Annotated in this window: 21 protein-coding genes; 14 read left to right on the forward strand and 7 right to left on the reverse strand. The window is 65.6% G+C overall.

The window, feature by feature from the left end; translation table 11 throughout:
- Positions 1-118 precede the first annotated feature (118 nt).
- The 5 genes from arcD to O6P39_RS25245 all read left to right on the forward strand — a co-directional run bounded on the left by arcD (position 119) and on the right by O6P39_RS25245 (position 7,124).
- Positions 119-1,567, forward strand: coding sequence for an arginine-ornithine antiporter (arcD, locus tag O6P39_RS25225; protein ID WP_275609094.1), 1,449 nt, complete (start codon positions 119-121; stop codon positions 1,565-1,567).
- 16 nt (positions 1,568-1,583) lie between these two features.
- The gene (gene arcA, locus O6P39_RS25230; RefSeq protein WP_275609095.1) at positions 1,584-2,840 is read left to right on the forward strand and encodes an arginine deiminase; all 1,257 of its coding nucleotides are present in this window, start codon (positions 1,584-1,586) and stop codon (positions 2,838-2,840) included.
- 108 nt (positions 2,841-2,948) lie between these two features.
- Positions 2,949-3,959, forward strand: a complete 1,011-nt coding sequence (locus tag O6P39_RS25235) for an ornithine carbamoyltransferase (RefSeq protein WP_275609096.1) — start codon at positions 2,949-2,951, stop codon at positions 3,957-3,959.
- Positions 3,960-4,031: 72 nt separating this feature from the next.
- Positions 4,032-4,964, forward strand: a complete 933-nt coding sequence (arcC, locus tag O6P39_RS25240; RefSeq protein ID WP_275609097.1) for a carbamate kinase — start codon at positions 4,032-4,034, stop codon at positions 4,962-4,964.
- A 261-nt stretch (positions 4,965-5,225) separates the two neighbouring features.
- A complete protein-coding gene (locus O6P39_RS25245; protein WP_275609098.1) occupies positions 5,226-7,124 on the forward strand; it encodes a beta-ketoacyl synthase in 1,899 nt (632 codons plus the stop codon).
- 280 nt (positions 7,125-7,404) lie between these two features.
- Here O6P39_RS25245 and O6P39_RS25250 read toward each other — a convergent pair whose 3' ends face one another.
- Positions 7,405-8,229: an HDOD domain-containing protein gene (locus tag O6P39_RS25250; protein WP_275612031.1), complete on the reverse strand. Its 825-nt coding sequence runs from the start codon at positions 8,227-8,229 to the stop codon at positions 7,405-7,407.
- A 195-nt stretch (positions 8,230-8,424) separates the two neighbouring features.
- Between O6P39_RS25250 and O6P39_RS25255 the strand changes: the two genes are divergently transcribed.
- Positions 8,425-8,964 carry a type 1 glutamine amidotransferase domain-containing protein gene (locus O6P39_RS25255; RefSeq protein WP_275609099.1) on the forward strand — a complete coding sequence of 180 codons (540 nt, stop codon included), beginning with the start codon at positions 8,425-8,427 and terminating at the stop codon, positions 8,962-8,964.
- Positions 8,965-9,056: 92 nt separating this feature from the next.
- Complete coding sequence (locus O6P39_RS25260) at positions 9,057-10,253, forward strand: class I SAM-dependent rRNA methyltransferase (RefSeq protein ID WP_275609100.1); 1,197 nt, start codon at positions 9,057-9,059, stop codon at positions 10,251-10,253.
- A 121-nt stretch (positions 10,254-10,374) separates the two neighbouring features.
- On the opposite strand, the gene O6P39_RS25265 is transcribed toward O6P39_RS25260, so the two are convergent.
- Entirely contained in the window at positions 10,375-10,689 is a 315-nt protein-coding gene (locus O6P39_RS25265; RefSeq protein ID WP_275609101.1) for a hypothetical protein, read from the reverse strand.
- Between the two features lie 374 nt (positions 10,690-11,063).
- On the opposite strand from O6P39_RS25265, the gene ilvD reads away from it, so the two are divergent.
- Complete coding sequence (gene ilvD, locus O6P39_RS25270; RefSeq protein WP_275609102.1) at positions 11,064-12,902, forward strand: dihydroxy-acid dehydratase; 1,839 nt, start codon at positions 11,064-11,066, stop codon at positions 12,900-12,902.
- Between the two features lie 190 nt (positions 12,903-13,092).
- Here ilvD and O6P39_RS25275 read toward each other — a convergent pair whose 3' ends face one another.
- Positions 13,093-13,554 (reverse strand): prepilin-type N-terminal cleavage/methylation domain-containing protein, encoded by a 462-nt coding sequence (locus O6P39_RS25275; RefSeq protein ID WP_275609103.1) that lies wholly within the window; start codon positions 13,552-13,554, stop codon positions 13,093-13,095.
- 277 nt (positions 13,555-13,831) lie between these two features.
- Between O6P39_RS25275 and O6P39_RS25280 the strand changes: the two genes are divergently transcribed.
- Together O6P39_RS25280 and O6P39_RS25285 are read left to right on the forward strand one after the other, a co-directional pair.
- The gene (locus tag O6P39_RS25280; protein ID WP_275609104.1) at positions 13,832-15,223 is read left to right on the forward strand and encodes a uracil-xanthine permease family protein; all 1,392 of its coding nucleotides are present in this window, start codon (positions 13,832-13,834) and stop codon (positions 15,221-15,223) included.
- Between the two features lie 49 nt (positions 15,224-15,272).
- Positions 15,273-15,740, forward strand: coding sequence for a metallophosphoesterase family protein (locus tag O6P39_RS25285; protein WP_275609105.1), 468 nt, complete (start codon positions 15,273-15,275; stop codon positions 15,738-15,740).
- A gap of 87 nt (positions 15,741-15,827) precedes the next feature.
- Here the strand turns inward: O6P39_RS25285 and O6P39_RS25290 are convergent, their stop codons facing one another.
- Entirely contained in the window at positions 15,828-17,201 is a 1,374-nt protein-coding gene (locus O6P39_RS25290) for a GTPase/DUF3482 domain-containing protein (protein WP_275609106.1), read from the reverse strand.
- A complete protein-coding gene (locus tag O6P39_RS25295; protein ID WP_275609107.1) occupies positions 17,194-18,570 on the reverse strand; it encodes a DUF2868 domain-containing protein in 1,377 nt (458 codons plus the stop codon). Before O6P39_RS25295 ends, O6P39_RS25290 begins: the two co-directional genes overlap by 8 nt.
- Before the next feature lie 179 nt (positions 18,571-18,749).
- On the opposite strand from O6P39_RS25295, the gene O6P39_RS25300 reads away from it, so the two are divergent.
- From O6P39_RS25300 to O6P39_RS25310, 3 genes are read left to right on the forward strand one after another with little or no spacing between them, the layout of a single operon-like run.
- Positions 18,750-19,772 carry a hypothetical protein gene (locus O6P39_RS25300; RefSeq protein WP_275609108.1) on the forward strand — a complete coding sequence of 341 codons (1,023 nt, stop codon included), beginning with the start codon at positions 18,750-18,752 and terminating at the stop codon, positions 19,770-19,772.
- Positions 19,769-20,833 carry a hypothetical protein gene (locus O6P39_RS25305; protein ID WP_275609109.1) on the forward strand — a complete coding sequence of 355 codons (1,065 nt, stop codon included), beginning with the start codon at positions 19,769-19,771 and terminating at the stop codon, positions 20,831-20,833. Before O6P39_RS25300 ends, O6P39_RS25305 begins: the two co-directional genes overlap by 4 nt.
- Positions 20,834-20,853: 20 nt before the next feature.
- Positions 20,854-21,366 (forward strand): dihydrofolate reductase, encoded by a 513-nt coding sequence (locus O6P39_RS25310; RefSeq protein ID WP_275609110.1) that lies wholly within the window; start codon positions 20,854-20,856, stop codon positions 21,364-21,366.
- A gap of 232 nt (positions 21,367-21,598) precedes the next feature.
- On the opposite strand, the gene O6P39_RS25315 is transcribed toward O6P39_RS25310, so the two are convergent.
- Both O6P39_RS25315 and O6P39_RS25320 read right to left on the reverse strand, forming a co-directional pair.
- Positions 21,599-23,389 (reverse strand): acyl-CoA dehydrogenase C-terminal domain-containing protein, encoded by a 1,791-nt coding sequence (locus O6P39_RS25315; protein WP_275609111.1) that lies wholly within the window; start codon positions 23,387-23,389, stop codon positions 21,599-21,601.
- Positions 23,386-24,627, reverse strand: coding sequence for a 3-hydroxyacyl-CoA dehydrogenase (locus O6P39_RS25320; protein WP_275609112.1), 1,242 nt, complete (start codon positions 24,625-24,627; stop codon positions 23,386-23,388). The genes O6P39_RS25315 and O6P39_RS25320 overlap by 4 nt, the downstream gene beginning before the upstream one ends.
- A gap of 104 nt (positions 24,628-24,731) precedes the next feature.
- Between O6P39_RS25320 and O6P39_RS25325 the strand changes: the two genes are divergently transcribed.
- Positions 24,732-25,631, forward strand: a complete 900-nt coding sequence (locus O6P39_RS25325; protein ID WP_275609113.1) for a LysR family transcriptional regulator — start codon at positions 24,732-24,734, stop codon at positions 25,629-25,631.
- The last annotated feature ends 1 nt before the right edge of the window (position 25,632 follow it).

The raw sequence follows: 25,632 nt of genomic DNA on the forward strand, positions 1-25,632 counted from the left end.
GGGGCTGGACTACCGCTCAATACATTGGATAGCAAGCTATTGACCTACATCAGGGAGTGCCCCTGACAGACGGCGCCTAATAGCTACACTCTCCAACTTCCTATAGGGAGATTCTTAAATGTCGCAAGAAAGCAGCCAAAAATTAAAACTCGGCGCGCTGACTGCCCTGGTCGTCGGTTCCATGATTGGCGGGGGTATCTTCTCCCTCCCGCAAAACATGGCCGCCAGTGCTGACGTCGGCGCCATCCTCATCGGTTGGGCCATTACCGCGGTCGGGATGCTGACCCTGGCATTCGTCTTCCAGACCCTGGCCAACCGCAAACCTGAACTCGACGGCGGTGTGTACGCCTACGCCAAGGCCGGCTTCGGCGACTACATGGGTTTCTCCTCAGCCTGGGGCTACTGGATCAGCGCCTGGCTCGGCAACGTCGGTTACTTCCTCCTTCTATTCAGCACCCTGGGCTACTTCTTCCCGATCTTCGGCAAGGGCGACACCCTGGCGGCAGTCATCTGCGCATCGGTGTTGCTGTGGGCCCTGCACTTCCTGGTGCTGCGCGGGATCAAGGAGGCGGCGTTCATCAACACCATCACGACCGTCGCCAAGATCGTGCCGCTGTTCCTGTTCATCCTGATCTGCCTGTTCGCCTTCAAGCTGGACATCTTCACCGCTGACATCTGGGGCGCGAGTAATCCGGAACTGGGCAGCGTGATGAACCAGGTGCGCAACATGATGCTGGTCACCGTCTGGGTGTTCATCGGTATCGAAGGCGCGAGCATCTTCTCCTCCCGTGCGGAAAAACGTTCCGACGTCGGTAAGGCCACTGTGATCGGCTTCATCACCGTACTGCTCCTGCTGGTGCTGGTGAACGTGCTGTCCATGGGCGTGATGACCCAACCGGAACTGGCCAAGCTGCAGAACCCGTCGATGGCCCTGGTATTGGAGCACGTCGTCGGTCACTGGGGTGCGGTGCTGATCAGCGTCGGTCTGCTGATCTCCCTGCTGGGTGCCCTGCTCTCCTGGGTGCTGCTGTGCGCCGAGATCATGTTCGCCGCGGCCAAGGACCACACCATGCCGGAGTTCCTCCGTCGGGAGAACGCCAACCAGGTGCCGGCCAACGCCCTGTGGCTGACCAACATCTGCGTGCAGATCTTCCTGGTGGTGACCTTCTTCTCCTCGGGCAGCTCCGACGGGATGGACCCGTACACCAAGATGCTGCTGCTGGCCACCTCGATGATCCTCATCCCGTACTTCTGGTCCGCGGCCTACGCCCTGCTGCTGGCAGTCAAAGGCGAGACCTATGACAAGGACCCGGGTGACCGCACCAAGGACCTGATCATCGCGGCTATCTCGGTCATCTATGCCATCTGGCTGATCTACGCCGGTGGCCTGAAATACCTGCTGCTGTCGGCGCTGCTGTACGCGCCGGGCGTCATCCTCTTCGCTAAAGCGAAACATGAAGTGGGCCAACCCATCTTCACCAATGTCGAGAAGCTGATCTTCGCAGGCGTCGTCATCGGCGCACTGATTGCGGCCTACGGCCTCTACGACGGCTTCCTCACTCTGTAACTCCTGGAGACATCTCATGAGCACGGAAAAAACCAAACTTGGCGTTCATTCTGAAGCTGGCAAATTGCGCAAAGTGATGGTCTGCTCGCCTGGACTCGCCCACCAACGCCTGACCCCGAGCAACTGCGACGAGTTGCTGTTCGACGACGTAATCTGGGTAAACCAGGCCAAGCGCGACCATTTCGACTTCGTCACCAAGATGCGTGAGCGTGGCATCGACGTCCTCGAAATGCACAACCTGCTGACCGAGACCGTCCAGAACCCCGAGGCCCTGAAGTGGATCCTCGACCGCAAGATCACCAACGACAGCGTTGGCGTAGGCCTGACCCAGGAACTGCGTGGCTGGCTGGAAAGCCTGGAGCCGCGCAAGCTGGCCGAATTCCTCATCGGTGGCGTGGCCGCTGACGACATTCCCGACAGCGAAGGCGCCAAGGCGCTGAAGATGTACCGCCAATACCTGGGCCACTCCAGCTTCCTGCTGCCGCCGCTGCCCAACACCCAGTTCACCCGTGACACCACCTGCTGGATCTACGGCGGCGTGACCCTGAACCCGATGTACTGGCCGGCGCGACGTCAGGAAACCCTGCTGACCACCGCCATCTACAAGTTCCACCCGGAATTCACCAACGCCGAATTCGAAATCTGGTACGGCGATCCGGACAAGGACCACGGCATGTCCACCCTGGAAGGTGGCGACGTGATGCCGATCGGCAACGGCGTCGTCCTGATCGGCATGGGTGAGCGTTCCTCCCGCCAGGCCATCGGCCAGGTAGCCCAGAGCCTGTTCGCCAAGGGCGCTGCCGAGAAAGTCATCGTCGCCGGTCTGCCCAAGTCCCGCGCCGCCATGCACCTGGACACCGTCTTCACCTTCTGCGACCGCGACCTGGTCACCGTCTTCCCGGAAGTGGTCAAGGAAATCGTGCCCTTCATCCTGCGTCCGGACGAGAAGAGCCCCTACGGCATCAACGTCCAGCGCGAAGAGAAGGACTTCATCACCGTCGTCGCCGAGTCGCTGGGCCTGAAGAAACTGCGCGTCGTGGAAACCGGCGGCAACAGCTTCGCCGCCGAGCGCGAGCAGTGGGACGACGGCAACAACGTGGTGTGCCTGGAACCGGGCGTGGTGGTCGGCTATGACCGCAACACCTACACCAACACCCTGCTGCGCAAGGCTGGTGTGGAAGTCGTCACCATCAGTGCCGGCGAACTGGGCCGGGGCCGTGGCGGCGGTCACTGCATGACCTGCCCGATCATCCGTGATCCGATCGATTACTGATTCCAATAGAGCGCACACACCCTGCCAGGCGGCCCGAACAGGGCCGCCCACCTCGCCAACCGCTAACCCCGACGGCGAGGCCGAGAATTCCATCCAAGGAGAAAGATCATGGCTTTCAACATGCACAACCGTAACCTGCTCAGCCTGATGCACCACAGCACCCGCGAGCTGCGCTATCTCCTCGACCTGTCCCGCGACCTCAAGCGCGCCAAGTACACCGGCACCGAGCAGCAACACCTCAAAGGCAACAACATCGCCCTGATCTTCGAAAAGACCTCGACCCGCACCCGTTGCGCCTTCGAAGTGGCCGCCTATGACCAGGGCGCCAACGTCACCTACATCGACCCGAACTCCTCGCAGATCGGCCACAAAGAGAGCATGAAGGACACCGCCCGTGTGCTCGGCCGCATGTACGACGCCATCGAATACCGTGGCTTCAAGCAGGAGATCGTCGAGGAACTGGCCAAGTACGCCGGCGTACCGGTATTCAACGGCCTGACCGACGAATACCACCCGACCCAGATGCTGGCCGACGTGCTGACCATGCGCGAGCACAGCGACAAGCCGCTGCACGACATCGCTTACGCCTACCTCGGCGACGCCCGCAACAACATGGGTAACTCCCTGCTGCTGATCGGCGCCAAGCTGGGCATGGACGTACGCATCGCCGCGCCCAAGGAACTGTGGCCGACCGAAGAGCACATCGCCGCCTGCAAGAAGTTCGCTGAAGAAAGCGGCGCCCGCATCACCATCACCGAAGACCCGAAAGTCGCGGTCAAGGGCGTGGACTTCATCCACACCGACGTGTGGGTCTCCATGGGTGAGCCGGTGGAAGCCTGGGGCGAGCGCATCAAGGAACTGCTGCCCTACCAGGTCAACATGGACATGATGAAGGCCGCCGGCAACCCGCGCGTGAAGTTCATGCACTGCCTGCCCGCCTTCCACAACAGCGAAACCAAGGTCGGCAAGCAGATCGCCGAGCAGTACCCGAACCTGAAGAACGGCATCGAAGTCACCGAAGACGTCTTCGAGTCCCCGTACAACATTGCCTTCGAGCAGGCGGAAAACCGCATGCACACCATCAAGGCAATCCTCGTTTCGACCCTCGCCGACATGTAATGCCGGGCCGTCTCCGGACCGCGACGCCGTCGCCGGTCCGGGGGCGTTTCCACTCTTTCGGAGGTAATGAATATGCGTATCGTCGTCGCATTGGGCGGCAACGCCCTGCTGCGTCGTGGCGAGCCCATGACTGCCGACAACCAGCGCGCCAACGTGAAGATCGCCGCCGAGCAGATCGCCAAGGTCGCTCCGGGCAACGAACTGGTGATCGCTCACGGCAACGGCCCGCAGGTTGGCCTTCTGGCCCTGCAGGGCGCGGCCTATGAAAAGGTCTCCCCGTACCCGCTGGACGTCCTGGGCGCCGAGACCGAAGGCATGATCGGCTACATGATCGAACAGGAAATGGGCAACCTGCTGCCGTTCGAAGTGCCGTTCGCCACCATCCTCACCCAGGTCGAAGTCGACGCCAAGGACCCGGCCTTCCAGAACCCGACCAAGCCGATCGGCCCGGTCTACTCCAAGGAAGAAGCCGAAGCCCTGGCCAAGGCGAAAGGCTGGAGCATCGCGCCCGACGGCGACAAGTTCCGTCGTGTGGTCGCCAGCCCACGCCCGAAGCGCATCTTCGAGATCCGCCCGGTCAAGTGGCTGCTGGAGAAAGGCACCATCGTCATCTGTGCGGGCGGCGGCGGCATCCCGACCATGTACGACGAAGCCGGCAAGAAGCTCTCCGGCGTCGAAGCGGTGATCGACAAGGACCTGTGCTCCTCGCTGCTGGCCCAGGAACTGTCGGCTGACATCCTGATCATCGCCACCGACGTGGACGCGGCCTACATCGACTGGGGCAAACCGACCCAGAAGGCCATCGCCCAGGCCCACCCGGACGAACTGGAACGCTTAGGCTTCGCCGCAGGCTCCATGGGTCCGAAGGTCATGGCGGCCATCGAGTTCGCCCGCAACACCGGCAAGGACGCGGTGATCGGCTCGCTGGAAAACATCGTGGCCATCACCGAAGGCAAGTCCGGCACCCGCGTCAGCACCAAGAAAGCTGGCATCGAGTACCGCTGAGCAATACCCGCAGTATCCCCGGGAGCCCATCGTGGCTCCCGGTTCTCCCCTCCTTCCGTAGTCCTCGCTCCATCTGTACGGAAATTCGTCGTCTTCTTCCGCCAAATCCTGGCGTTAGCGTGACTCGACGGTCATCATCCTCGTCAGCTAAAGCATTCGAATCACTCTAGCCACCGCTGGCTTTGTGCCATCGGGCCGCCCCGCCTTGGGCAACTACCGCCCGAACGCACAAGATGGACTTGCTGAAGGAGTTTCCGAGAGATGTCTCGACTACCGGTCATCGTTGGTTTTGGTGGGTATAACGCTGCGGGCCGCAGCTCGTTCCACCATGGGTTCCGCCGCACCGTCCTCGAATCCATGGAGAGCGCCGCTCGCCAGGAAACCCTCGCCGGCCTCGCTGTCATGATGAAGCTGGTGAAGTTCGACGCCGGGCACTACCGCGACGCCGAGGGCCAAACCCTCACCCTCGCCGAAATCGAACAGCGCTTCGCCGATCAGATTCGCCAGTCCACCCTGATCCGCCGCATCGAGCTGCAATACCTCGACGTCGATGCCGCCCACTGCCACAAGAGCATCACCCTCGGCGCCGCCGGCAGCCCGGTCACCTTCAGCACCCAGCGCAAGCAACTGCCCGAGCCGCTGCCGGCCAACTGGTCGGTGGAAGAACTCGAAGGCGGTGAAGTCCGCGTCACCCTGCACGACAGCTGCGAATTCAAGGTCGACAGCTACCGCGCGCTGCCGGTGAAGTCCGCCGGCCAGTTGCCCACCGGCTTCGAGCCGAGCGAACTGTACAACTCGCGCTTCCACCCGCGCGGCCTGCAGATGTCCGTGGTTGCCGCCACCGACGCGGTGCGCTCCGTCGGCATCGACTGGCAGACCATCTGCGACAAGGTGCAGCCCGACGAAATCGCCGTGTTCTCCAGCAGCATCATGAGCCAGCTGGACGAAAACGGTTACGGCGGCCTGCTGCAATCGCGCCTGCGCGGCCACCGCGTGTCGGCCAAGCAACTGCCGCTGGGCTTCAACAGCATGCCCACCGACTTCATCAATGCCTACGTGCTGGGCAGCGTCGGCATGACCGGCAGCATCACCGGCGCTTGCGCCACTTTCCTCTATAACCTGCAGAAAGGCATCGACGTCATCACTACCGGCCAGGCCCGCGTGGCCATCGTCGGCAACGCCGAAGCGCCGATCACCTCCGAGATCATCGAGGGCTATGCCGCCATGGGCGCGCTGGCCACCGAGGAAGGCCTGCGCCACATCGAAGGCCGCGACAGTGTCGACTTCCGCCGCGCCAGCCGCCCGTTCGGCGAAAACTGCGGCTTCACCCTGGCCGAATCCGCACAGTACGTGGTGCTGATGGATGACGAACTGGCCCTGGAGCTGGGCGCCGAAATCCACGGCTCGGTGCCGGACGTGTTCATCAATGCCGACGGCTTCAAGAAGTCCATCTCCGCCCCCGGCCCGGGCAACTACCTGACCATGGCCAAGGCCGTGGCCGCCGCCGCGCAGATCGTCGGCGAAAAGAGCGTGCGCCAACACAGCTTCGTCCATGCCCACGGCTCCAGCACCCCGGCCAACCGCGTCACCGAATCGGAAATCCTCGACCGCGTAGCCACCGCCTTCGGCATCAGCGAATGGCCCGTCACCGCGGTGAAAGCCTTCGTCGGCCACTCCCTGGCCACTGCCAGCGCCGACCAGCTGATCTCCGCCCTGGGCACCTTCCGCTACGGCGTGATCCCCGGCATCAAGACCGTGGACAAGTTCGCCGACGACGTCTTCAAGGACCACATCGCCCTGTCCAACACCGATGTGCGCCGCGACGACCTGGAAGTCTGCTTCATCAACTCCAAGGGCTTCGGCGGCAACAACGCCACCGGCGTGCTGTTGTCCCCGGCCGTCACCGAGAAGATGCTGCGCAAGCGCCATGGCGATGCCGCCTTCGCCGACTACCAGGCCCGCCGCGAAGCCACCCGCGCCGCCGCCCGCCAGTACGACGAAGCCGCGACCCAGGGCCGTTTCGACATCATCTACAACTTCGGCAACGACATGATCGACGAGCAGGCCATCGAGATCAGCGACAAGGGCGTACAGGTACCGGGCTTCAGCCAGGCCATCGCCTACAAGAAGGACGAGCGCTTCCGCGACATGCTCGACTGATCGCCGCCGCTCCACGAAAAAGCCGGGCAGATGCCCGGCTTTTTCATTTCTGACGCGATAGGCTCGGACCGTAGGATGGCGTGGAGCGCAGCGATAGCCATCAGACCGTGCCCCGACAGTATGGGTATCGCCTAGGCGCGTAGGGCGTATAACGTTCGACGTTATGCGCCGCTTGACCTGGGTCCCAGGCACTTCGGATTCAGCCCAGGCGCCAGCTATGAAGCGCGGTATAACGGCGTACAACCGCGAACGGTTGTACGCCCTACCCCATGCCACGAAGTCAGTACGTTCCCTGCCCCACACCCAGCTCGAGAATGCTGGCCTTGAGGTTCTCGAAGTCGTACTCCGACAGACCGACGTAATCCAGCACCTTGGCGCGGATGCTCTCCCACTCGTGGTCTTCCGGCTGGTTGCCCAGCACGCGGTGCGAGCCGCAGATGTGCTCGGCCATCTTGAGGATCGCCAGCAGGTTCTTCAGCTGGGTATCGCGGGCGCTGTCGTCGCTGAAGATCGACAACGCATTGTGGTGGTTGGCAATGGCCTCGCAGACATGCTCTGGCAGGCGCCAGGAGCGCGCGGTGAAGTAGCCGACCACCGCATGGTTGGTGTTCAGCACGCGGTTCTCGGTGTCCACCACCCGGCGCTCGTCACTGGCGCTGGCGTAGGCCTCCTCCAGCACCGCCATGTAGTGCGGGAAGCGCTTGAGCATCAGCGGAATGCCGCAGTTGTGGAACAGTCCCAGCGCATAAGCCTCGTCCACCGACTCATAGCCGATGCGCTTGGCCAGGTTCAGGCAGCTCATGGCCACGTCCTGCGCGGTATCCCAGAAGCGGTTGAGGGTAACGATGGTGTCGTCGCTCATCTCGCCCTTGATCGACTGCGCATTGATCAGGTTGATCACCGAACGGCTGCCCAGCAGGTTCACCGCGCGCTGGATCGAGGTGATGCGGTTGGCCAGCCCGAAGAACGGCGAGTTCACCAGCTTCAACAGCGCGCCAGACAGCCCCGGGTCCTGGCTGATCAGCTTGGCGATCGCCTTCAGGTCCGGGTTGGGCATGAACTGCTCCATCTGCAGATCGACCATGATCTGCGGCTGCGGCGGCACACTGATGCCCTGCAAGGCCTGGCGGATCTGTTCGGCGGAAAGTTCTTGGGACATGAGAAGGCGGCAGGATGAATGTTGATGGGGCGCACAGTTTACCCAGAGCGCAAGGTTCTGGAACCGGCGTTTTAGACTGAACTTTCATCGGCGGCAGTGTCGGAATCTTTACACCCAAAAGGACCACACGGGAGATTCGCCATGACCCAGACACTCAACGGCAAGACTGTCGCCATCCTGGTTACCGACGGCTTCGAGCAGGTGGAGCTGACCGGCCCGCGCAATGCCCTGGAACAGGCCGGGGCCAAGGTACGTATTCTTTCCGACAACAAAGACAAAGTCCGTGGCTGGAACCATGACAAGCCCGGCGACAGCTTCAAGGTGGACGGCACCTTCGAGACGGCGCACATCGACGAATACGACGCCGTGCTGCTGCCCGGCGGCGTGATCAACTCCGACCAGATCCGCAGCCTGCCCAAGGCCCAGGAACTGGTGCGCCGCGCCGACCACGCCGGCAAGCCCATCGCGGTGATCTGCCACGGCGCCTGGCTGCTGGTTTCCGCCGGACTGGTGAATGGCCGCACCCTGACCAGCTGGAACTCTCTCAAGGACGACATCAACAACGCCGGCGGCCATTGGGTCGACCGTCCGGTGGTCAAGGACGGCCATCTGATCAGCAGCCGCAAGCCCGACGACATCCCGGTCTTCAGCAAGCAGCTGATCGAAACCCTCGCCGCCTGACCACCCCCGAATCGACCAAAAGCGCACGCGCCCGGCTCCGGCGGCGCGTGCCGCTGCGCTATAATCGCGCTCTTTTGCCGGAGCCTTTCCCCATGACCCTGCCCAGCCTGCGTCTGAAAGCCAACGCCGAGCGCCGCCTGCGCGCCGGCCACCTGTGGGTCTACAGCAACGAGGTGGACGTCGCCGCCACCCCGCTGAACGGTTTCGGCGCCGGCGAACAGGCCATCCTCGAAATGGCCAACGGCAAGCCGCTGGGTATCGTCGCGATGAGCCCGAACAATCTCATCTGCGCCCGCCTGATTTCCCGCGATACCAAGCACGTTCTCGACAAATCCCTGCTGGTTCACCGCCTGAACGTCGCCCTCAGCCTGCGCGACCGCCTCTTCGACAAGCCCTTCTACCGCCTGGTCTACGGCGACTCCGACCTGCTGCCGGGCCTGGTGGTGGACCGCTTCGGCGACGTGCTGGTGGTCCAGCTCGCCTCGGCGACCATGGAAAAGCACCGCGACGATGTCCTCGCCGCCCTCCTGCAAGTGCTCAAGCCCAGCGCCGTGCTGTGGAAGAACGACTCCAGCGCCCGTGATGCCGAAGGCCTGGAGCGCTACGTGGCGAACGCCTACGGCGAAGTCCCGGAATGGGTCGCCCTGGAAGAGAACGGCGTGAAGTTCGAGGCCCCGGTGCTGGCCGGCCAGAAAACCGGCTGGTTCTACGACCACCGCATGAACCGCGCACGCCTGCAGCCTTATGTGCAGGGCAAGCGCGTGCTTGACCTGTTCAGCTACATCGGCGGCTGGGGCATCCAGGCCGCGGCCTTCGGCGCCAGCGAAGTGATGTGCGTGGACGCTTCCGGCTTCGCCCTGGACGGCGTGGAGCGCAACGCCGCGCTCAACGGCGTGGCCGAGAAGGTCGCCTGCGTCGAAGGCGACGTATTCGAGGCCCTGCGCGAGCTGAAGGCCGCCGACGAGCGCTTCGACGTGATCGTTGCCGACCCGCCCGCCTTCATCAAGCGCAAGAAGGACCTGAAGAACGGCGAGGCCGCCTACCGCCGCCTCAACGAACAGGCCATGCGCCTGCTGTCCAAGGACGGCGTGCTGGTCAGCGCCTCCTGCTCGATGCACCTGCCCGAGGATGACCTGCAGAATATCCTGCTCGGCAGCGCCCGCCACCTGGACCGCAACATCCAGCTGCTGGAACGCGGCGGCCAGGGCCCGGACCACCCGGTGCACCCGGCGATCCACGAGACCCGCTACATCAAGAGCCTGACCGTCCGCCTGCTGCCCAACGGCTGAGGCACTGCGGCACGGAAAACGGGGCGCTTCCTGGCGGGAGCGCCCCGTTTTTATTTCGGCGACGGAGGGCGCATAAAGCGGAACGCTTTATCCGCCATTACCGTATCCCGAGTACGCGTCCTTATTTCATCGGCATCAGCGAATCCGCTTCGCTGAGCACCGCCTTGCCAGTCTTGCGCTCGAACAGGCACAGCTCGCGGCCCGGTTTGCCCTTCATGTGCTTCTGCGAATAGGTTCCACCAATCATCAGCGCCGTATAGCCCACGCTGTCGTCGAACAGCACCGGCGCGCCCAGCACCTCCTTGTTCTGCAGATGACTCAGCGCCAGGCAGGTCTCGCGTTGCAGCTTGTCCTGCGCCTGCCAGGCCTCATCCGACGAGGCCTGCACACTGCCGACGAAGAGCACGGCGAACAGGGCGATGCGAGTGACTTTCATGGGGTTGCTCCTTCAACGAACGAGTGGGAAACGCGTCATTGGCCATTCAGACCACGCCCGCGCAGCGAAAGTCCAGGTTGCGGCCGACCGCCAGCCTTTCCCTGGCGGCAAGGCCCGGCGTAGAATCCGGGCATTCCTGCCATCTATCCCCAGGCGGGCCTGTGAGCCCCGGCCGAGCAGGCGGTGACCCCGCCACGCCCCGCGCCGACCTCGCCCATGCAAGGCCATCTGCTGTTTGCATCCGGTGCGTACCGCGCTCACGATACGAAATCAGAGTCCGCTCAAGGTCTCGCCGGCCAGCCCTACCCGCTGCACGCCGCCGCACGAAAGACCCGGATCGGCTCCCACCGTGACCTGATGCGCAGGAACCCGTCATGCCCGATTACCGCTCGAAAACCTCCACCCACGGCCGCAACATGGCCGGCGCCCGCGCCCTCTGGCGCGCCACCGGGATGAAGGACGAAGACTTCAAGAAGCCGATCATCGCCATCGCCAACTCCTTCACCCAGTTCGTGCCCGGCCACGTGCACCTGAAGGACCTGGGTCAGTTGGTCGCCCGCGAGATCGAGAAAGCCGGCGGCGTGGCCAAGGAATTCAACACCATCGCCGTGGACGACGGCATCGCCATGGGCCATGACGGCATGCTCTATTCCCTGCCGTCGCGCGAGATCATCGCCGACTCCGTGGAATACATGGTCAACGCCCACTGCGCCGACGCCATCGTGTGCATCTCCAACTGCGACAAGATCACCCCCGGCATGCTGATGGCCGCCCTGCGCCTGAACATCCCGGTGGTGTTCGTCTCCGGCGGCCCGATGGAAGCCGGCAAGACCAAGCTGGCCAACCACGGCCTGGACCTGGTGGACGCCATGGTCGTCGCCGCCGACGACTCCTGCTCCGACGAGAAGGTCGCCGAGTACGAGCGCAGCGCCTGCCCGACCTGCGGCTCCTGCTCCGGCATGTTCACCGCCAACTCGATGAACTGCCTGACCGAGGCCCTGGGCCTGTCCCTGCCGGGCAACGGTTCCACCCTGGCCACCCACTCCGACCGCGAGCAGCTGTTCCTGCGCGCCGGCCGTCTGGCCGTCGAGCTCTGCCAGCGCTACTACGGCGAAGGCGACGACAGCGTGCTGCCGCGCAACATCGCCAACTTCAAGGCGTTCGAGAACGCCATGACCCTCGACATCGCCATGGGCGGCTCGACCAACACCATCCTGCACCTGCTGGCCGCAGCGCAGGAGGCGGAGATCGCCTTCGACCTGCGCGACATCGATCGCCTGTCGCGCAAGGTACCGCAGCTGTGCAAGGTGGCGCCGAACATCCAGAAGTACCACATGGAAGACGTGCACCGCGCCGGCGGTATCTTCTCCATCCTCGGCGAGCTGGCCCGTGGCGGCCTGCTGCACACCGACGTGCCGACCGTGCACAGCCCGAGCATGGCCGACGCCATCGCCGAGTGGGACATCACCCAGACCCAGGACGAGAAGGTCCACACCTTCTTCAAGGCCGGCCCCGCTGGTATCCCGACCCAAGTCGCGTTCAGCCAGAGCACCCGCTGGCCGACCCTCGACGCTGACCGCGCCGAAGGCTGCATCCGCAGCGTCGAGCACGCCTACTCGCAAGAAGGCGGCCTCGCCGTGTTGTACGGAAACATTGCCCTGGATGGCTGCGTGGTGAAGACCGCTGGCGTGGACGAATCCATCCACGTCTTCGAAGGCCGCGCGAAGATCTTCGAGAGCCAGGACGGCGCCGTGAAGGGCATCCTCGCCGACGAAGTGAAGCCGGGCGACATCGTGATCATCCGCTACGAAGGCCCGAAAGGCGGCCCGGGCATGCAGGAAATGCTGTACCCGACCAGCTACCTGAAGTCCAAGGGCCTGGGCAAGGCCTGCGCCCTGCTCACCGACGGCCGCTTCTCTGGCGGCACCTCGGGCCTGTCCATCGGCCACGCCTCGCCGGAAGCTGCCGCTGGCGGCGCCATCGGCCTGGTGCAGGACGGCGACAAGGTGCTGATCGACATCCCTAATCGCAGCATCAACCTGCTGGTCAGCGATGAAGAACTGGCCGCCCGCCGCATCGAACAGGACAAGAAGGGCTGGAAGCCGGCTCAGCCGCGTGCTCGTAAAGTGAGTACCGCACTGAAGGCCTACGCCCTGTTGGCCACCAGCGCCGACAAGGGCGCGGTGCGCAACAAGGCGCTGCTGGAAGGCTGAGCCTCACAGCGGTAAGAAAAAGCCCGGCGAATGCCGGGCTTTTTTGTTCCAGTTGCGGTGCTTCTCGTTACCGCGGACTGCTTTCTGTAGGAGCGAGCTTGCTCGCGAACCCGCTCAACCTCGGCGTCACAGACCTGCTCTGTTCGCGAGCAAGCTCGCTCCCACAGGGATCACGCGGCTCCGCTACGTCTTACGAGTCGCCTTTTGCCGTCTTCGGACAATCCCCGGAACCGGGCTTGAGCCCACGCTCCGCATTGCAGATCGTTCCGCTTTCCGTCCAGACGATATTCCCCAACTTGTCGTCCTTCTTGGGGGTCAACTCGATGGTCAGTGCATCACCATCGGCATTGGTCGCTCCGGTAGTCGCCTTGATGACGCCATTCTCAACCGAATAGCCGCCGGTGATATTCGATGTCTCTGCGAGCCCCTCGGGAATCCCATACGCGCCGGCCTTACACTCACTCGGCTTCGCATCGGCGAGACAGAGACTGACCGCCGTCTTCACACCAGACAACTCGGTCTTGGCCGCTGCGGCCCGTGATCGCGAGGAGTAGTCCGAGTACAAGGGCAGGGAAACCGAAGCCAGGATGCCGATGATCGCCACGACGATCATCAGTTCGATCAGGGTAAAACCGCGTTGCACGTTCTTCATCATCAAATCCTTTTGCAGCGTTGATGGACATCCGGCGACCGCAATCCGGGCCGGATTCGCTCCATTCAAGTCGCCGTTTCAGGCCGACGCATTCAGATGCTTCCGCAGCAAGCTGCTGAAATTTCTCCCTTTTCCGGCCTGTTGAAGGACGCAGCAGTACCGCTCCGCTCCAAATCTGAACGAAAGCGCCCTTCCCGTTCGTCCTTCCTTGTCTCATGGCACTGTGCGATCCCGACCGCGCCCAGTAAAATCGCGCTCTTTTTTCCGGACCGCCCCCATGAGCTCCTTCGAGAACCCGTCCGCCGCCAAGGATCAGCCCGATCTGGTCTACGGCCTGGAAGACCGCCCGTCCCTGCCGATCGCCTGGCTCGCCGCGCTGCAGCACCTGCTGGCGATCATCGTGCCGATCGTCACCCCCGGCCTGCTGATCTGCCAGGCGCTGGGTGTATCGCCGCGCGATACCAACCTGATCGTATCGATGTCGCTGGTGATCTCCGGCATCGCCACCTTCGTCCAGTGCAAGCGCTTCGGGCCGTTCGGCGCGGGGCTGCTGATCGTCCAGGGCACCAGCTTCAACTTCGTCGGCCCGCTGATCGCCGGCGGCGCACTGATGGTGAAGAACGGCACGCCGGTGGAAGCGGTGATGGCGGCGATCTTCGGCGTGGTCATGGCCGGCTCCTTCGTGGAGATGGGCGTGTCGCGCATCCTGCCCTTCGTGAAGCGCCTGATCACCCCGCTGGTCACCGGCATCGTGGTACTGATGATCGGCCTCACCCTGATCAAGGTCGGCCTGATCAGCATGGGCGGCGGCTTCTCCGCCATGTCCAACGGCACCTTCGCCAACGGCGAGAACCTGATGCTGTCCGGGCTGGTGCTGGCGATCATCGTCATCCTCAACCGCATCCCGGTGGTGTGGATGCGCAGCGGCGCCATCGTCATCGCCCTGGCCGTTGGCTACGCGCTGGCCGGCTACCTGGGCCGCCTCGACTTCACCGGCATGCACGAGGCGCCGGCCTTCCAGGTGCCGGTGCCGCTGCACTTCGGCCTGGGCTTCTCCTGGAGCCTGTTCATCCCGATGCTGGTGATCTACCTGGTGACCTCGCTGGAAGCCATCGGCGACGTCACCGCCACCAGCAAGATCTCCAGGCAGCCGGTGGAAGGCCCGCTGTGGATGCAGCGGATCAAGGGCGGCGTGCTGGTGAATGGAGCCAACTCGCTGCTGGCCGGCCTGTTCAACACCTTCCCGAGCTCCGTGTTCGCACAGAACAATGGCGTGATCCAGCTGACCGGCGTCGCCAGCCGCCACGTCGGCCTGTGGATCGCCGCGATGCTGATCGTGCTGGGTCTGTTCCCCAGCGTGGCCGGGGTGATCCAGGCCGTGCCGGAGCCCGTGCTGGGCGGCGCGGCCATGGTGATGTTCGGTGCCGTCGCCGCCTCGGGCATCAACATCCTCGCCGGCACCCACCTGGACCGCCGCGCGCTGCTGATCATCGCCGTCAGCCTGGCGCTGGGCCTGGGCATCTCGCAGGTGCCCGAGTTCCTCGCGCACATGCCGCACGCCATCCGCAACGTGCTGGAGTCCGGCGTCGCCACCGGCGGCATCTGTGCCCTGCTGCTGAACTGGTTCCTGCCCGAGTCCGACGCTGCCAAGGCCTCGCACAACGGCTGATCCGCCACGACGCCACCCTCGGGTGGCGTCGTCGTTTATGCTCCCTGGCATGACCACTTCCCTGCGCATCGGCGTCATCGCCGACACCCACGGCCTGCTGCGCCCAGAAGCGCTGGCGGCGCTGCAAGGCTGCGCGCGCATCCTGCACCTGGGCGATATCGGCCCCGCCTCACTGCTCGACCAGCTCCGCGAACTGGCGCCGCTGGACGTGGTGCGTGGCAACAACGACACCGACGACTGGGCTGAAGCGCTGCCGGAAACCCTGCTGCTGGAGCTGGGTGGGCTGCGGCTTTACCTGATCCATGACCTCAAGCAGCTGGCCGTCGATCCGGCAGCCGAGGGCATTGATGTGGTGCTGGCGGGGCATTCCCACAAGCCGCTCAACGAGGTGCGCAACGGGGTGCTGTATCTGAACCCAGGAAGCGCGGGGCCGAGGCGGTTCAAGTTGCCGATTGCGCTGGCGATCCTGACCGTGGTCGAGGGGACGGTCGAGGTGGAGATGGTTTCGCTCGTCTAAGAGCGTTCGCGAGCAAGCTCGCTCCTACGAAGAGCCGTGCACACCCTGTAGGAGCGAGCTTGCTCGCGAACCGCCCCGGCATCGCGGTCATGGCTCCAGCAGTTGCGCCGCCAACTGCGCCACCGCTTCCTGCCGCTCGCTCTTCTCGCTGCGCCGCCCACCATTGAGGCTGGACCATTCCGGATGCGCCCGCGCCTTGCGAAGCCCCTCGGGCAGCTTGCCCTCGCGCCACTGCTTGTCCTCGGGCGATTGCAGGTGGATCGCCTCCACCGCCGCATGCCCGCGCGTCTGCAACGCCGCCAGCAATTGCCGCTGACGCAGCGCCAGCAGGCGCAGAACGCTGTCGTCCACGGACAGCTCGCGGCTGCCCTTGAGCTTGCCCAGCAGGCGCTGCCCGTAATGGCCGACGGTCTGCCAGGCTCCCCCGGCGATGGCGCCCAGCGCGGTGGCCGCGCCCAAGGTAAGGCCGCCCACCAGCAGGTCGATCCCCGCCCCCGCCGCCGCGCCGGCCGCGACACCGCCGCCCAGGCGGATGCCCAGTTGGCGCAGGGTTTCCGGGTTGAACAGGTCATCGCCCCAGCGACCATCCAGCAGCGGCAGGTCGGCCGCGCGGGCGTCGTCCTTGCGGAAGGCGTAGAGGCTGAGCAGCGCCTTCACGCAGGTGTCTTCGCGTTTGCGCACCTGATTGCGCAGCGTCTCGGTGGCGGCTTGCACGGCGGCATCGCCGGCCGGCACCAGCTGGCGGCAGGCGGCGACATCCACCAGCAGTTCGGCAATCAGCCGCGCACCGGCCTCGCGGCGTGCCACGGCCTGGGCTTCGTGATCGGCCACCAGGCGGTCCAGCTGCGGACGCGCGCGCTCCAGCATGAGCGCGAGACTTTCATACAAGCGGCGCTCGCCATCCAGCGGCGGCGCCACGCTGTCGAAGCGCACCAGCGCGTGCAAGCCGAGACGGGACAAGGCCTCGCGCCACTGTTCCTCGCGGTGCTGCGGGCTGGCGACGAAGTTGAGCACCGGCAGCAGCGGCCGGGCGCAGGCGGCGAGCACGGCCAGTTCGTCGCGGTACTTGGCCAGTACCGGCTCACGGGCGTCGATCACATAGAGGCCGGCGTCGGAAGCGAGCAGTTGGCGTAGCACCTTGGCCTCCTGTTCGAAGCGGCCGCGGGCTTCGCTGCCATCGAGGAAGCGGCGCAGTTTCTCCGGGCCGTCCAGGCGTTCGCCCGGGCGCTCCAGGCCGTCGAGGAAGTCGCGCAGGGCGATGGCGTCTTCCAGGCCGGGCGTGTCGTACAGCTCCAGCAACGGCTCGCCGTCCACCGACAGGCGCGCGCCTTCCACATGCCGCGTAGTGCTGGGGCGATGGGAGACTTCGCCGAAGCCCACGTCGCGGGTCAGGGTGCGGAGCAGCGAGGTCTTGCCGACGTTGGTGTGGCCGACCACGGCCAGTTTCAGCGCATCAGTCATGTCCGCTCTCCAGCCAGCCCAGGGGCGACGCCGAGGTGTGCGGTAATTGCAGGCGGTCGATGGCCGTGTGCCAGTCGCCCAGGCGCTCGGCGTCCAGCGCTTCACCCGGCGGCGCTTGCAGCAGCCAGATGCGGGTAGCGGCGGCGCAGCGCGAGAGTTCGGCGATCAGCGCCAGGGTGCCGCGATCCGGCGAGCGGCGCGGGTCGCAAGCGATCACCAGGCGTGCCGGCGGATAACGGGTGAGTTGTTCCAGCAGGCGGCGGCGCTGGGCGCCATCGTCGAGGTCGCCGGCGTTGGCGATACTTTCCGGCAGCTTCGGCGGCCAGTTCGGCCGGTCGAGCAGTTCGATGGAGACCAGCAGTGCGCCGTCGGCAGTGGACGCCGGGGCCTGCGCTAGCGGCTCGACCAGTTCATCCGGCGCCGCATCGCTCACACCCAGGCGCTCGCTGGCGGGCATCAGGCGTTCGCGCAGCAGCGCATAGCCGGGCAGCGAAACGTCCAGCGCCAGCTGCGCGCGGCCGCGCTTCCAGCGCCACAGGCACAGCAGCCAAAGCGCGCCGCGCAGCAGCACGCCGTAGACCAGCAGGATGCCGACCAGCCAACCGGCCCAGGCATGGCGCGCATTTTCGCTGGCCACCAGGGCATCGCCGCTGGCGCGCACCAGTTCCGAATCCGGCTGCGGGAAGCCGAGCAGCGAGGGCAGCGCGCCGAGGCCGTGGGTCAGCGCGATGAAGGTATCGCCGCCGAGGATGGTGGTCTCCCAGACGAAGCCATAGCGCCGGGTGGCCAGCAGCGCCAGCATCACGCCCAGGGCGCTGGTCAGCGCTACCAGCCAGAGGCCGTGGACCAGCAGGCCCAGGGCCCAACGGGTGAGGCGCTGGCGGTCCAGCAGCACCAGCAGGGCCGGCGCGAGCTGCGCGGCCTGGGCATCGCGGGCCAGCTTGCCGCTCAGCCAGAGCCACAGACGCCCTAGCGCACCGGCCGCCTCGCCGCTGGCGGAGAAGGCCAGAAGCCAGCCGATCAGGGTAATCAGGTGCAGGCCGAGCAGGCTGGCCAGGGCCCAGAACACGTTGACCGGGCGCACACCGTCTCCCAGCGCTGCGAGCGCCAGGCCGCCGCCGGTGAACAGGGCCAGCGCCAGCAGGACATAAATCGCCAGCCGCGCGCCCTGGGTCCAGGTACGCAGAGCGGCACGCTGGCCGTCGCGTTCGGCCAGCAGCAGCGCACGGTTTTGCAGGCGCCGGGCCAGGTCGCCGCCGCCGACGATGGCGCGGCGATTGGCTTCGCTGTCTTCCAGGGGACCGGCCTGCTCCTCGCGCAGGCGCACGGCCTCGCACAGCCACAGGGATTGGAGGGGGGACTCGCTCACAGGGTCTCCGACAATCGGTATTCGCCAGCAAGGATAACCGCTGCTCGCCGCTACGTCCCGGCACCGCCGGTAACACCCCTTGGCATCAACCAAACCAAGGAGGGGCTCCCGGCGTGAGCGGGCAGGCTCAGACTCAGCGGATAACGCTGCCCCTATAAAAACAACAATGAGGCCTCGCCATGCTGCGCTCGCTGCTCAGTGCCTTGCCCCTGCTGCTCGCCGCCGCCAGCGCGTCGGCCGTGGAAACGCCCCCGGTGCGGCCCTCCGACTGGGGCCCGGACACCCCGCTGATGCAGGCCGTACCGCCTCGCGTGCTGGATGCCAGCGTCAGCGCCCGGCAGTCCGCCAGCAACACCTCGCAACTGTGGATCAGCCAGACTGACTTCCGCCTGCACGACGACATCGGCTTCTTCATCCGCAAGATGCTGATCCAGATGAGCCCGGTAGCCGGCACCGGTACGCCGCTGATGCTGGACGACCCGAAGTCCATGGTCGCGCGTATCCAGGCCGGAGACATCTTCGTCGCCGACGCCACCCTCGCCACGCTGCTCAACGAGGAGCTGCGTAACGCCAACGCCCCCGTGCGCAACCTGAAGCTCAGCACTCGCGCCGATGGCCAGGAAGTCCACGGCGAACTGCTGCGCAAGGGCCGCTGGCGGCCGCTGCGGATGGTCACCGGGATCGAGCAGGCCGGGCCACTGAAGGTGGCGCTGGTGCCGCAGCGGATCTTCGTCGACGGTGTGGACGTCACGCCTTCACTGACCGCCGCGTCCATCGAGATGTCCGAGGTGCTGCAGCTGCACACCGCACACATGCAGCTGATCGGCAACCGCATCCTGGTCGACCTCGACGGCTTGTTCCCGCCGCCGCGCCTGGACTTCACCGTGCGCCGTCTGGCGCTGGCCGACGGCGGCATGGACCTGCTGCTGGGCAACGATCTGGACGAGCTGAAATGGCCGCAGCTCAAGGCACCGAAGAGCTACATGTTCATCGAGGGCGGCGACATCAAGATGGCACGGACCATCCTGGTGAAGGCCTACGCGTTGTTCACCAGCCTCAGTCCCGATGCGCCGCTGCTGTTCAATCTCTACGACTACCGCCGCCAGCTGCAGTACGGCGAAATCCGCCTGCGCGAGGACGGCATGGTGCACATCGCGGTATCTCCCATAAAAGCGCCGGCCCCGGAGGAGAAAGCCCTATGAGAACCCTCCTCGCTTCCCTGCTCCTGCTGGCGTTTGCCGGCAACGCCGTCGCCGAGAGCGCCATCGACAAGCAGCAGCGTGAACTGGGCGTACTGCGCCAGGGCTGGTTCCAACAGACGCCGCCGGCGCCGGAATTCAAGGCCAGCCGACCCGGCGGCCTGCGCGACTCCGGCCAGGACGGCGTGGGCATCCTGCTCAACAACGTGGACATGTACTTCCAGGGCGGCGTCGGCTTCCACAGCCCGCAGCTCAAGGGCTGGCTGGTGCCGCTCAAGGCCGGCGAGCCGATCGACTTCGACCGCCCGCAGGACATGCGCATCGAAGTGTCCGAGGGCGAGGTGATCCTCAGCCCCGAGCAGCTCGCCAACCTGTTCAACCAGCACATCCTCGCCTACCCGGAAACCATGCTGCGCGACTTCCAATTCAGCGTCGAAGGCGACCGCCTGCTGGTCTCCGGCGAGGTGCGGCCACTGGGCGTCGGCCCCTGGCTGCCGCTGCGGCTCTCCGGCACGGTGAAGCTCGACGGCGACAACCTCGACTACCAGCCCGACAGCGTGAAGGTGCTCGGCGTGCCCAGCTACGGCGCCATGAGCGTGGCGGGCCTGCACCTGGATTCGCTGGTAACGCTGGAGCGCCCCGGTGCGCTGTTGCAGGGCAACGTGCTGCACCTGAACTACCACCAGGTCTTTCCCCTGGTGGGCATTGGCGGCCGGGTCGAATCCAGCTGGCTGGACGCCGAGGGCCTGCACCTGAAGTTCGTGCCCAAACCGGGAGCCGCGTCGCTGGCCTTCGAACCGCCGCGCCAGGCGGGACCGTCCTATATCTGGCTGCAGTCGGGCGACTTGAAGATCTTCGAGATCCTCATCACCTACTCGCAAGTGCTGCTCAAGGCCGAACGACCGGACCAGACCCTGGCCTTCAACCTCAAGGACTATCGCAAGGTGCTGGCCACCGGCGTCACCCAGGTCAACGAAGACGGCACCTTCTTCATGCGCGTTCCGCCCTCCGGTCCCACCGGGGAGGTGCGACTGGTATCCTCTGGCAACGGGAGTTCCCGCTGATGTTCACCACTGGAGTCACGATGTCCGAAGTCCTGCCCCTGGCGATGATCGCCGCCCTTGCCGAGAACCGCGTGATCGGCGTCGACAACCGCCTGCCCTGGCACCTGCCGCAAGACCTCAAGCACTTCAAGGCCATGACCCTGGGCAAGCCGGTGATCATGGGCCGCAAGACCTGGGATTCGCTGGGCCGTCCGCTGCCGGGCCGCCTCAACATCGTGGTCACTCGCCAGACGGGCCTGAAGCTCGAAGGCGCGGAAGTCTTCACCAGCCTCGATGCCGCGCTGGAACGCGCCGCGCAGTGGGCCAGGGAAGAGGACGCCGAGGAACTGATGCTGATCGGCGGGGCGCAGCTTTACGGTGAAGCCCTGGGCCGCGCCGAGCGGCTGTACCTGACCCGCGTGGGCCTGAGCCCGGTGGGCGATGCGCATTTTCCCGAGGTGAACGAGGGGCAGTGGCGCCTGGCGTCGAGCATCGAGCATGACGCGGAAGGCGAGACGCCGGCCTATGCGTTCGAGGTTTGGGAGCGGGCTTGAGCGAATCAAGAGCCCCTCACCCTAACCCTCTCCCGGAGGGAGAGGGGACCGACCGGCACGTATTGAAAGCTCTGCGTTAGCCGAGCGTATCAGCGAAGGCAGGACTCATCTCGGCACATACGGCCCCCTCTCCCCCTGGGAGAGGGCTGGGGTGAGGGACCGCCCAGCACCGAACCTTCAAAGAAAAACGCCGCCCCGGTCCCGGCGCGGCGTTTTTCTTTACCTCAAGCCATCAGAACGCGAAGTGCTCCGCGTCCAACCCCATCAGGCAGTCCGCACCGCCCAGCAGGGCCTCGCGGTGCATGCTGGCGCGCGGCAGGATGCGTTTGACGTAGAACTCCGCGCTGGCGAGCTTGGCGCGGTAGAAGTCCGCATCGCCCTCGCCGGCGGCGAGTTTCGCCTGCGCCACGCCAGCGGCCTGAACCCAGAGCCCCGCGAGCAGCGCGTAGGAGCAGTACTGCAGGAAGTCCACCGAGGTGGCGCCGATTTCCTGCGGGTCGCGCTGGCAGGCGGCGATCACGTCGTCGGTCAGGCTCCGCCACTCTTGCAGGCGCTGGCGGACGGTTTCCGCCAAACCGCCAAGCTCGGCATGGGCGCCCGCGGTTTCGCAGGCGGCGGCCAGCTCGCCGATCAGCGCATTGAGCTCCGCGCCACCGTCACCCAGCAGCTTGCGGCGGATCAGGTCGAGCGCCTGGATGCCGTTGGTACCTTCGTAGATCTGCGTGATGCGGCTGTCGCGCATCAGCTGTTCCATGCCCCACTCGCGGATGTAGCCGTGGCCGCCGTAAACCTGCACGCCGAGGCTGGACACCTCCTGGCCGACATCGGTGAAGAAGGACTTCACGATGGGGATCAGCAGCGCCGCGCGCTTGCTCGCGGCCTTGCGCGCCTCGGCCTCGGGATGGCCGTGCTCCAGGTCCAGCTCGCGGGCGCAGAGCGCGGCGATCATCCGGCAGCCTTCGGTGAGGGTCTTCTGGGTCAGCAGCATGCGCCGCACGTCCGGGTGGACGATGATCGGATCGGCGGCCTTGGACGGCTCCGCCGGGCCGGTCAGCGCGCGCGATTGCAGGCGCTCGCGGGCGTAGGCCAACGCGCCCTGGCAGGAACGCTCGGCGATGCCCAGGCCCTGCAGGCCGACCTGGAAGCGCGCGTCGTTCATCATGGTGAACATGCATGCCAGCCCCTGGTTGGCCTGGCCGATCAGCCAGCCGGTGGCGCCGTCGAAGTTCATCACGCAGGTGGACGCGCCCTTGATGCCCATCTTGTGCTCGATGGCGCCGCAGCTCAGGGAATTCCGCGCGCCCGGCGTGCCGTCGGCCTTGGCGATGAACTTGGGCACGAGGAACAGGCTGATGCCCTTCACCCCGGCCGGTGCGTCCGGCAGCCGCGCCAGCACCAGATGGACGATGTTCTCGGAGAGGTCCTGCTCGCCGCCGCTGATGAATATCTTGCTGCCGCTGACACGGTAGCTTCCATCCGCCTGCGGTTCGGCACGGGTGCGCAGCAGGGCGAGGTCGGTGCCGGCTTGCGGTTCGGTGAGGCACATGGTGCCGGTCCACACGCCGCTGACCATCTTGCCCAGGTAGTCGCGCTTCAGGTCCTCGCTGCCGTGCTTGTACAGCGCCAGCACCGCGCCCTCGGTCAGGCCGGAGTAGACACGGAAGGACAGCGACGCGGCCATCAGCATCTCGTGGAAGTTCGCCGCGACCATCTGCGGGAAGCCCTGGCCGCCGAACTCGGTCGGCCCGGTCATGCTTGCCCAGCCGTTGTCGCAGTACTGCCGGTAGGCCTCGCGGAAGCCGTCCGGGGTTGTGACCTCGCCATTGAGCAGGGTCGCGCCCTGCTCGTCGCTGTTGCGGTTCAGCGGCGCGACCACTTCGCCGGTGTAGCGCGCGCCCTCTTCCAGCACGCCGTCGATCAGCTCGCGGTCGAGACCGTTGCCCAGCAGCTCGCAGTGGGCACTGACGTCGAACAGTTCGTGGAGGACGAAGCGCATGTCGCGCAGGGGTGCCTGGTAACTCATGCGAAGGACTCCTGTTTCACGTCGGCGAAGCGGCCATTGGCGACGGCCAGGCGCTCGATCAGCGCGGCCGGCTGCCAGTGCGCGCCGTGGGCACCGGCCAGGTCACGCAGGCGCGCCAGCACGCTCTGCAGCCCCTGGGCATCGGCCCAGGCCATGGGGCCGGACTTATCCTTGGGGAAGCCATAACCATTGAGGTAAACGGTGTCGATGTCGCCGCTGGTGGAAGCGATGCCTTCGTCGAGGATCTTCGCGCCTTCGTTGACCAGGGCCAGCAGGCAGCGCTCGAGGATTTCCTCGTCGCCGATGTCGCGGCGCGCGTAACCCAGGCGTTCGGATTCGCGCAGCACCAGGGCGTCGACTTTCGGATCGTGCTCGGCCTGACGGCTGCCGGGTTCGTAGTGGTAGAAGCCATTGCCGGTCTTCTGGCCGAAGCGACCCATCTCGCACAGCCGGTTGTCCACCTGCACGGTCGGCGCGTCCTGGCCTTTGCCGGCCAGCTCGCGGGCGCGCCACTCGAGGTCGATGCCGACCACGTCGAACATGCGGAACGGGCCCATGGCGAAGCCGAAGCCCTGGATCGCAGCGTCCACCCGGTGCGGCAGCGAGCCTTCGAGGATCAGCCGGCGCGATTCCTGGACGTACTTCTCCAGCATGCGGTTGCCGATGAAGCCGTGGCAGTTGCCGGCTACCACACTGACCTTGCCCATGCGCTCGCCCAGCTCCAGCGCGGCTTGCAGCACGGCGGGAGCGGTCTTGGCGCCGCGCACGATTTCCAGCAGCTTCATGATGTGCGCCGGGCTGAAGAAGTGCAGGCCGAGCACCTGGGACGGCCGCGAGGTCACTGCGGCGATGGCATCGACGTCGAGGTAGGAGGTGTTGGAAGCCAGGATGGCCGAGGGTTTCAGCGCTGCGTCCAGCTCGCGGAAGATCGACTGCTTGAGTTCGAGGTTTTCGTACACCGCCTCGATCACCAGGTCCACTTCGCGGATGGCCGCGTAGTTCGCAACCTGGGAGATGCGTGCGCGGCGGCGGGCGGCTTCGGCCTCGTCGATGCGGCCCTGACGCACGTTGTGGGCGTAGGTGTCGGCTACGGCGCCGAGGGCCTGGGTCAGCATCTGCGGGTTATTGTCCAGCCACAGGACCTGCACACCGGCGTTCGCCAGGCACATGGCAATGCCCCGGCCCATGGTGCCGGCGCCGATGACGGCGGCGCTGGCGATGCGGATGTTCTGGCTCATGTTGTTCCTCTTGTCAGCCGGAAACGCTCGTTTGAAGACCACTCACCTTAGGGAAGGCGCTACTATTTTTGAAATTTTGAGTTGTGATAAGTGGCATTCACTCAATGAATATGAACACCTTCGACCTCAACCTGCTGCGGGTACTGGATGCGCTGCTGCGCGAGCGCAATGTCTCCCGCGCGGCGGAGCGCCTGTCGCTGAGCCAGCCGGCGGTGAGCAACGCGCTGAACCGCCTGCGCGAGCTTCTCGATGATCCGCTGCTGGTGCGCGTCGGCCGGGCGATGCAGCCGACGCCCCGGGCGCTGGAGCTGGAAGCGCCGATTCGCGATGCGCTGCAGCGCATCGGCCAGAGCCTGGCCGGCGGCGACATCTTCGACCCGGCGCGCAGCCGCCAGCGCTTCACCCTGGCGCTGACCGACTATGTCGAGGCGCTGTGCATGCCGCACCTGCTCGAAAGTCTGGGCAGGACGGCGCCGGGCATCGGCCTGGCTATCCAGCACCTGACGCCGACGCTGCCGGCCGAGGCGCTGGACAAGGGCAACCTCGACCTGGTGCTGGGGCGCTTCGAGGAGCTGCCGGCGCGCTTCCTGCGCCGCCCCTGGGCCAGCGAGACGCTGCGCCTGCTGGCCCGGCGCGGGCATCCGCAGGTCGATGGGAGAATCAATCTGCAGACCTTTCTCCAGCAGCGGCACCTGTGGGTTTCCGGCGGGCAGACCAAGGGCATGGTCGATCAGTGGCTGGCCAGCCAGGGCCTGAAGCGGCAGATCGCCTACACCACGCCCAACTACCTGCAGGCGGCGCATCTGGTGGCGACCACGGATTTGCTGACGGTGCTGCCGACGCGGCTGGCGGCCTATTTCTCGGAGTTGCGGCCGTTGCAGGTGCTGGAGCTGCCGTTCGACGTAGGCCATTTCGACCTGGAGCTGGTGTACCTCGCCCAGCGCGAGCGGGATACGGCGTTGCAGTGGTTGATCGAGCGGGTCGTCGAGGCGGCGCCGGAGTGAG

Source organism: Pseudomonas sp. PSE14, assembly GCF_029203285.1.
Lineage (GTDB): Bacteria > Pseudomonadota > Gammaproteobacteria > Pseudomonadales > Pseudomonadaceae > Pseudomonas.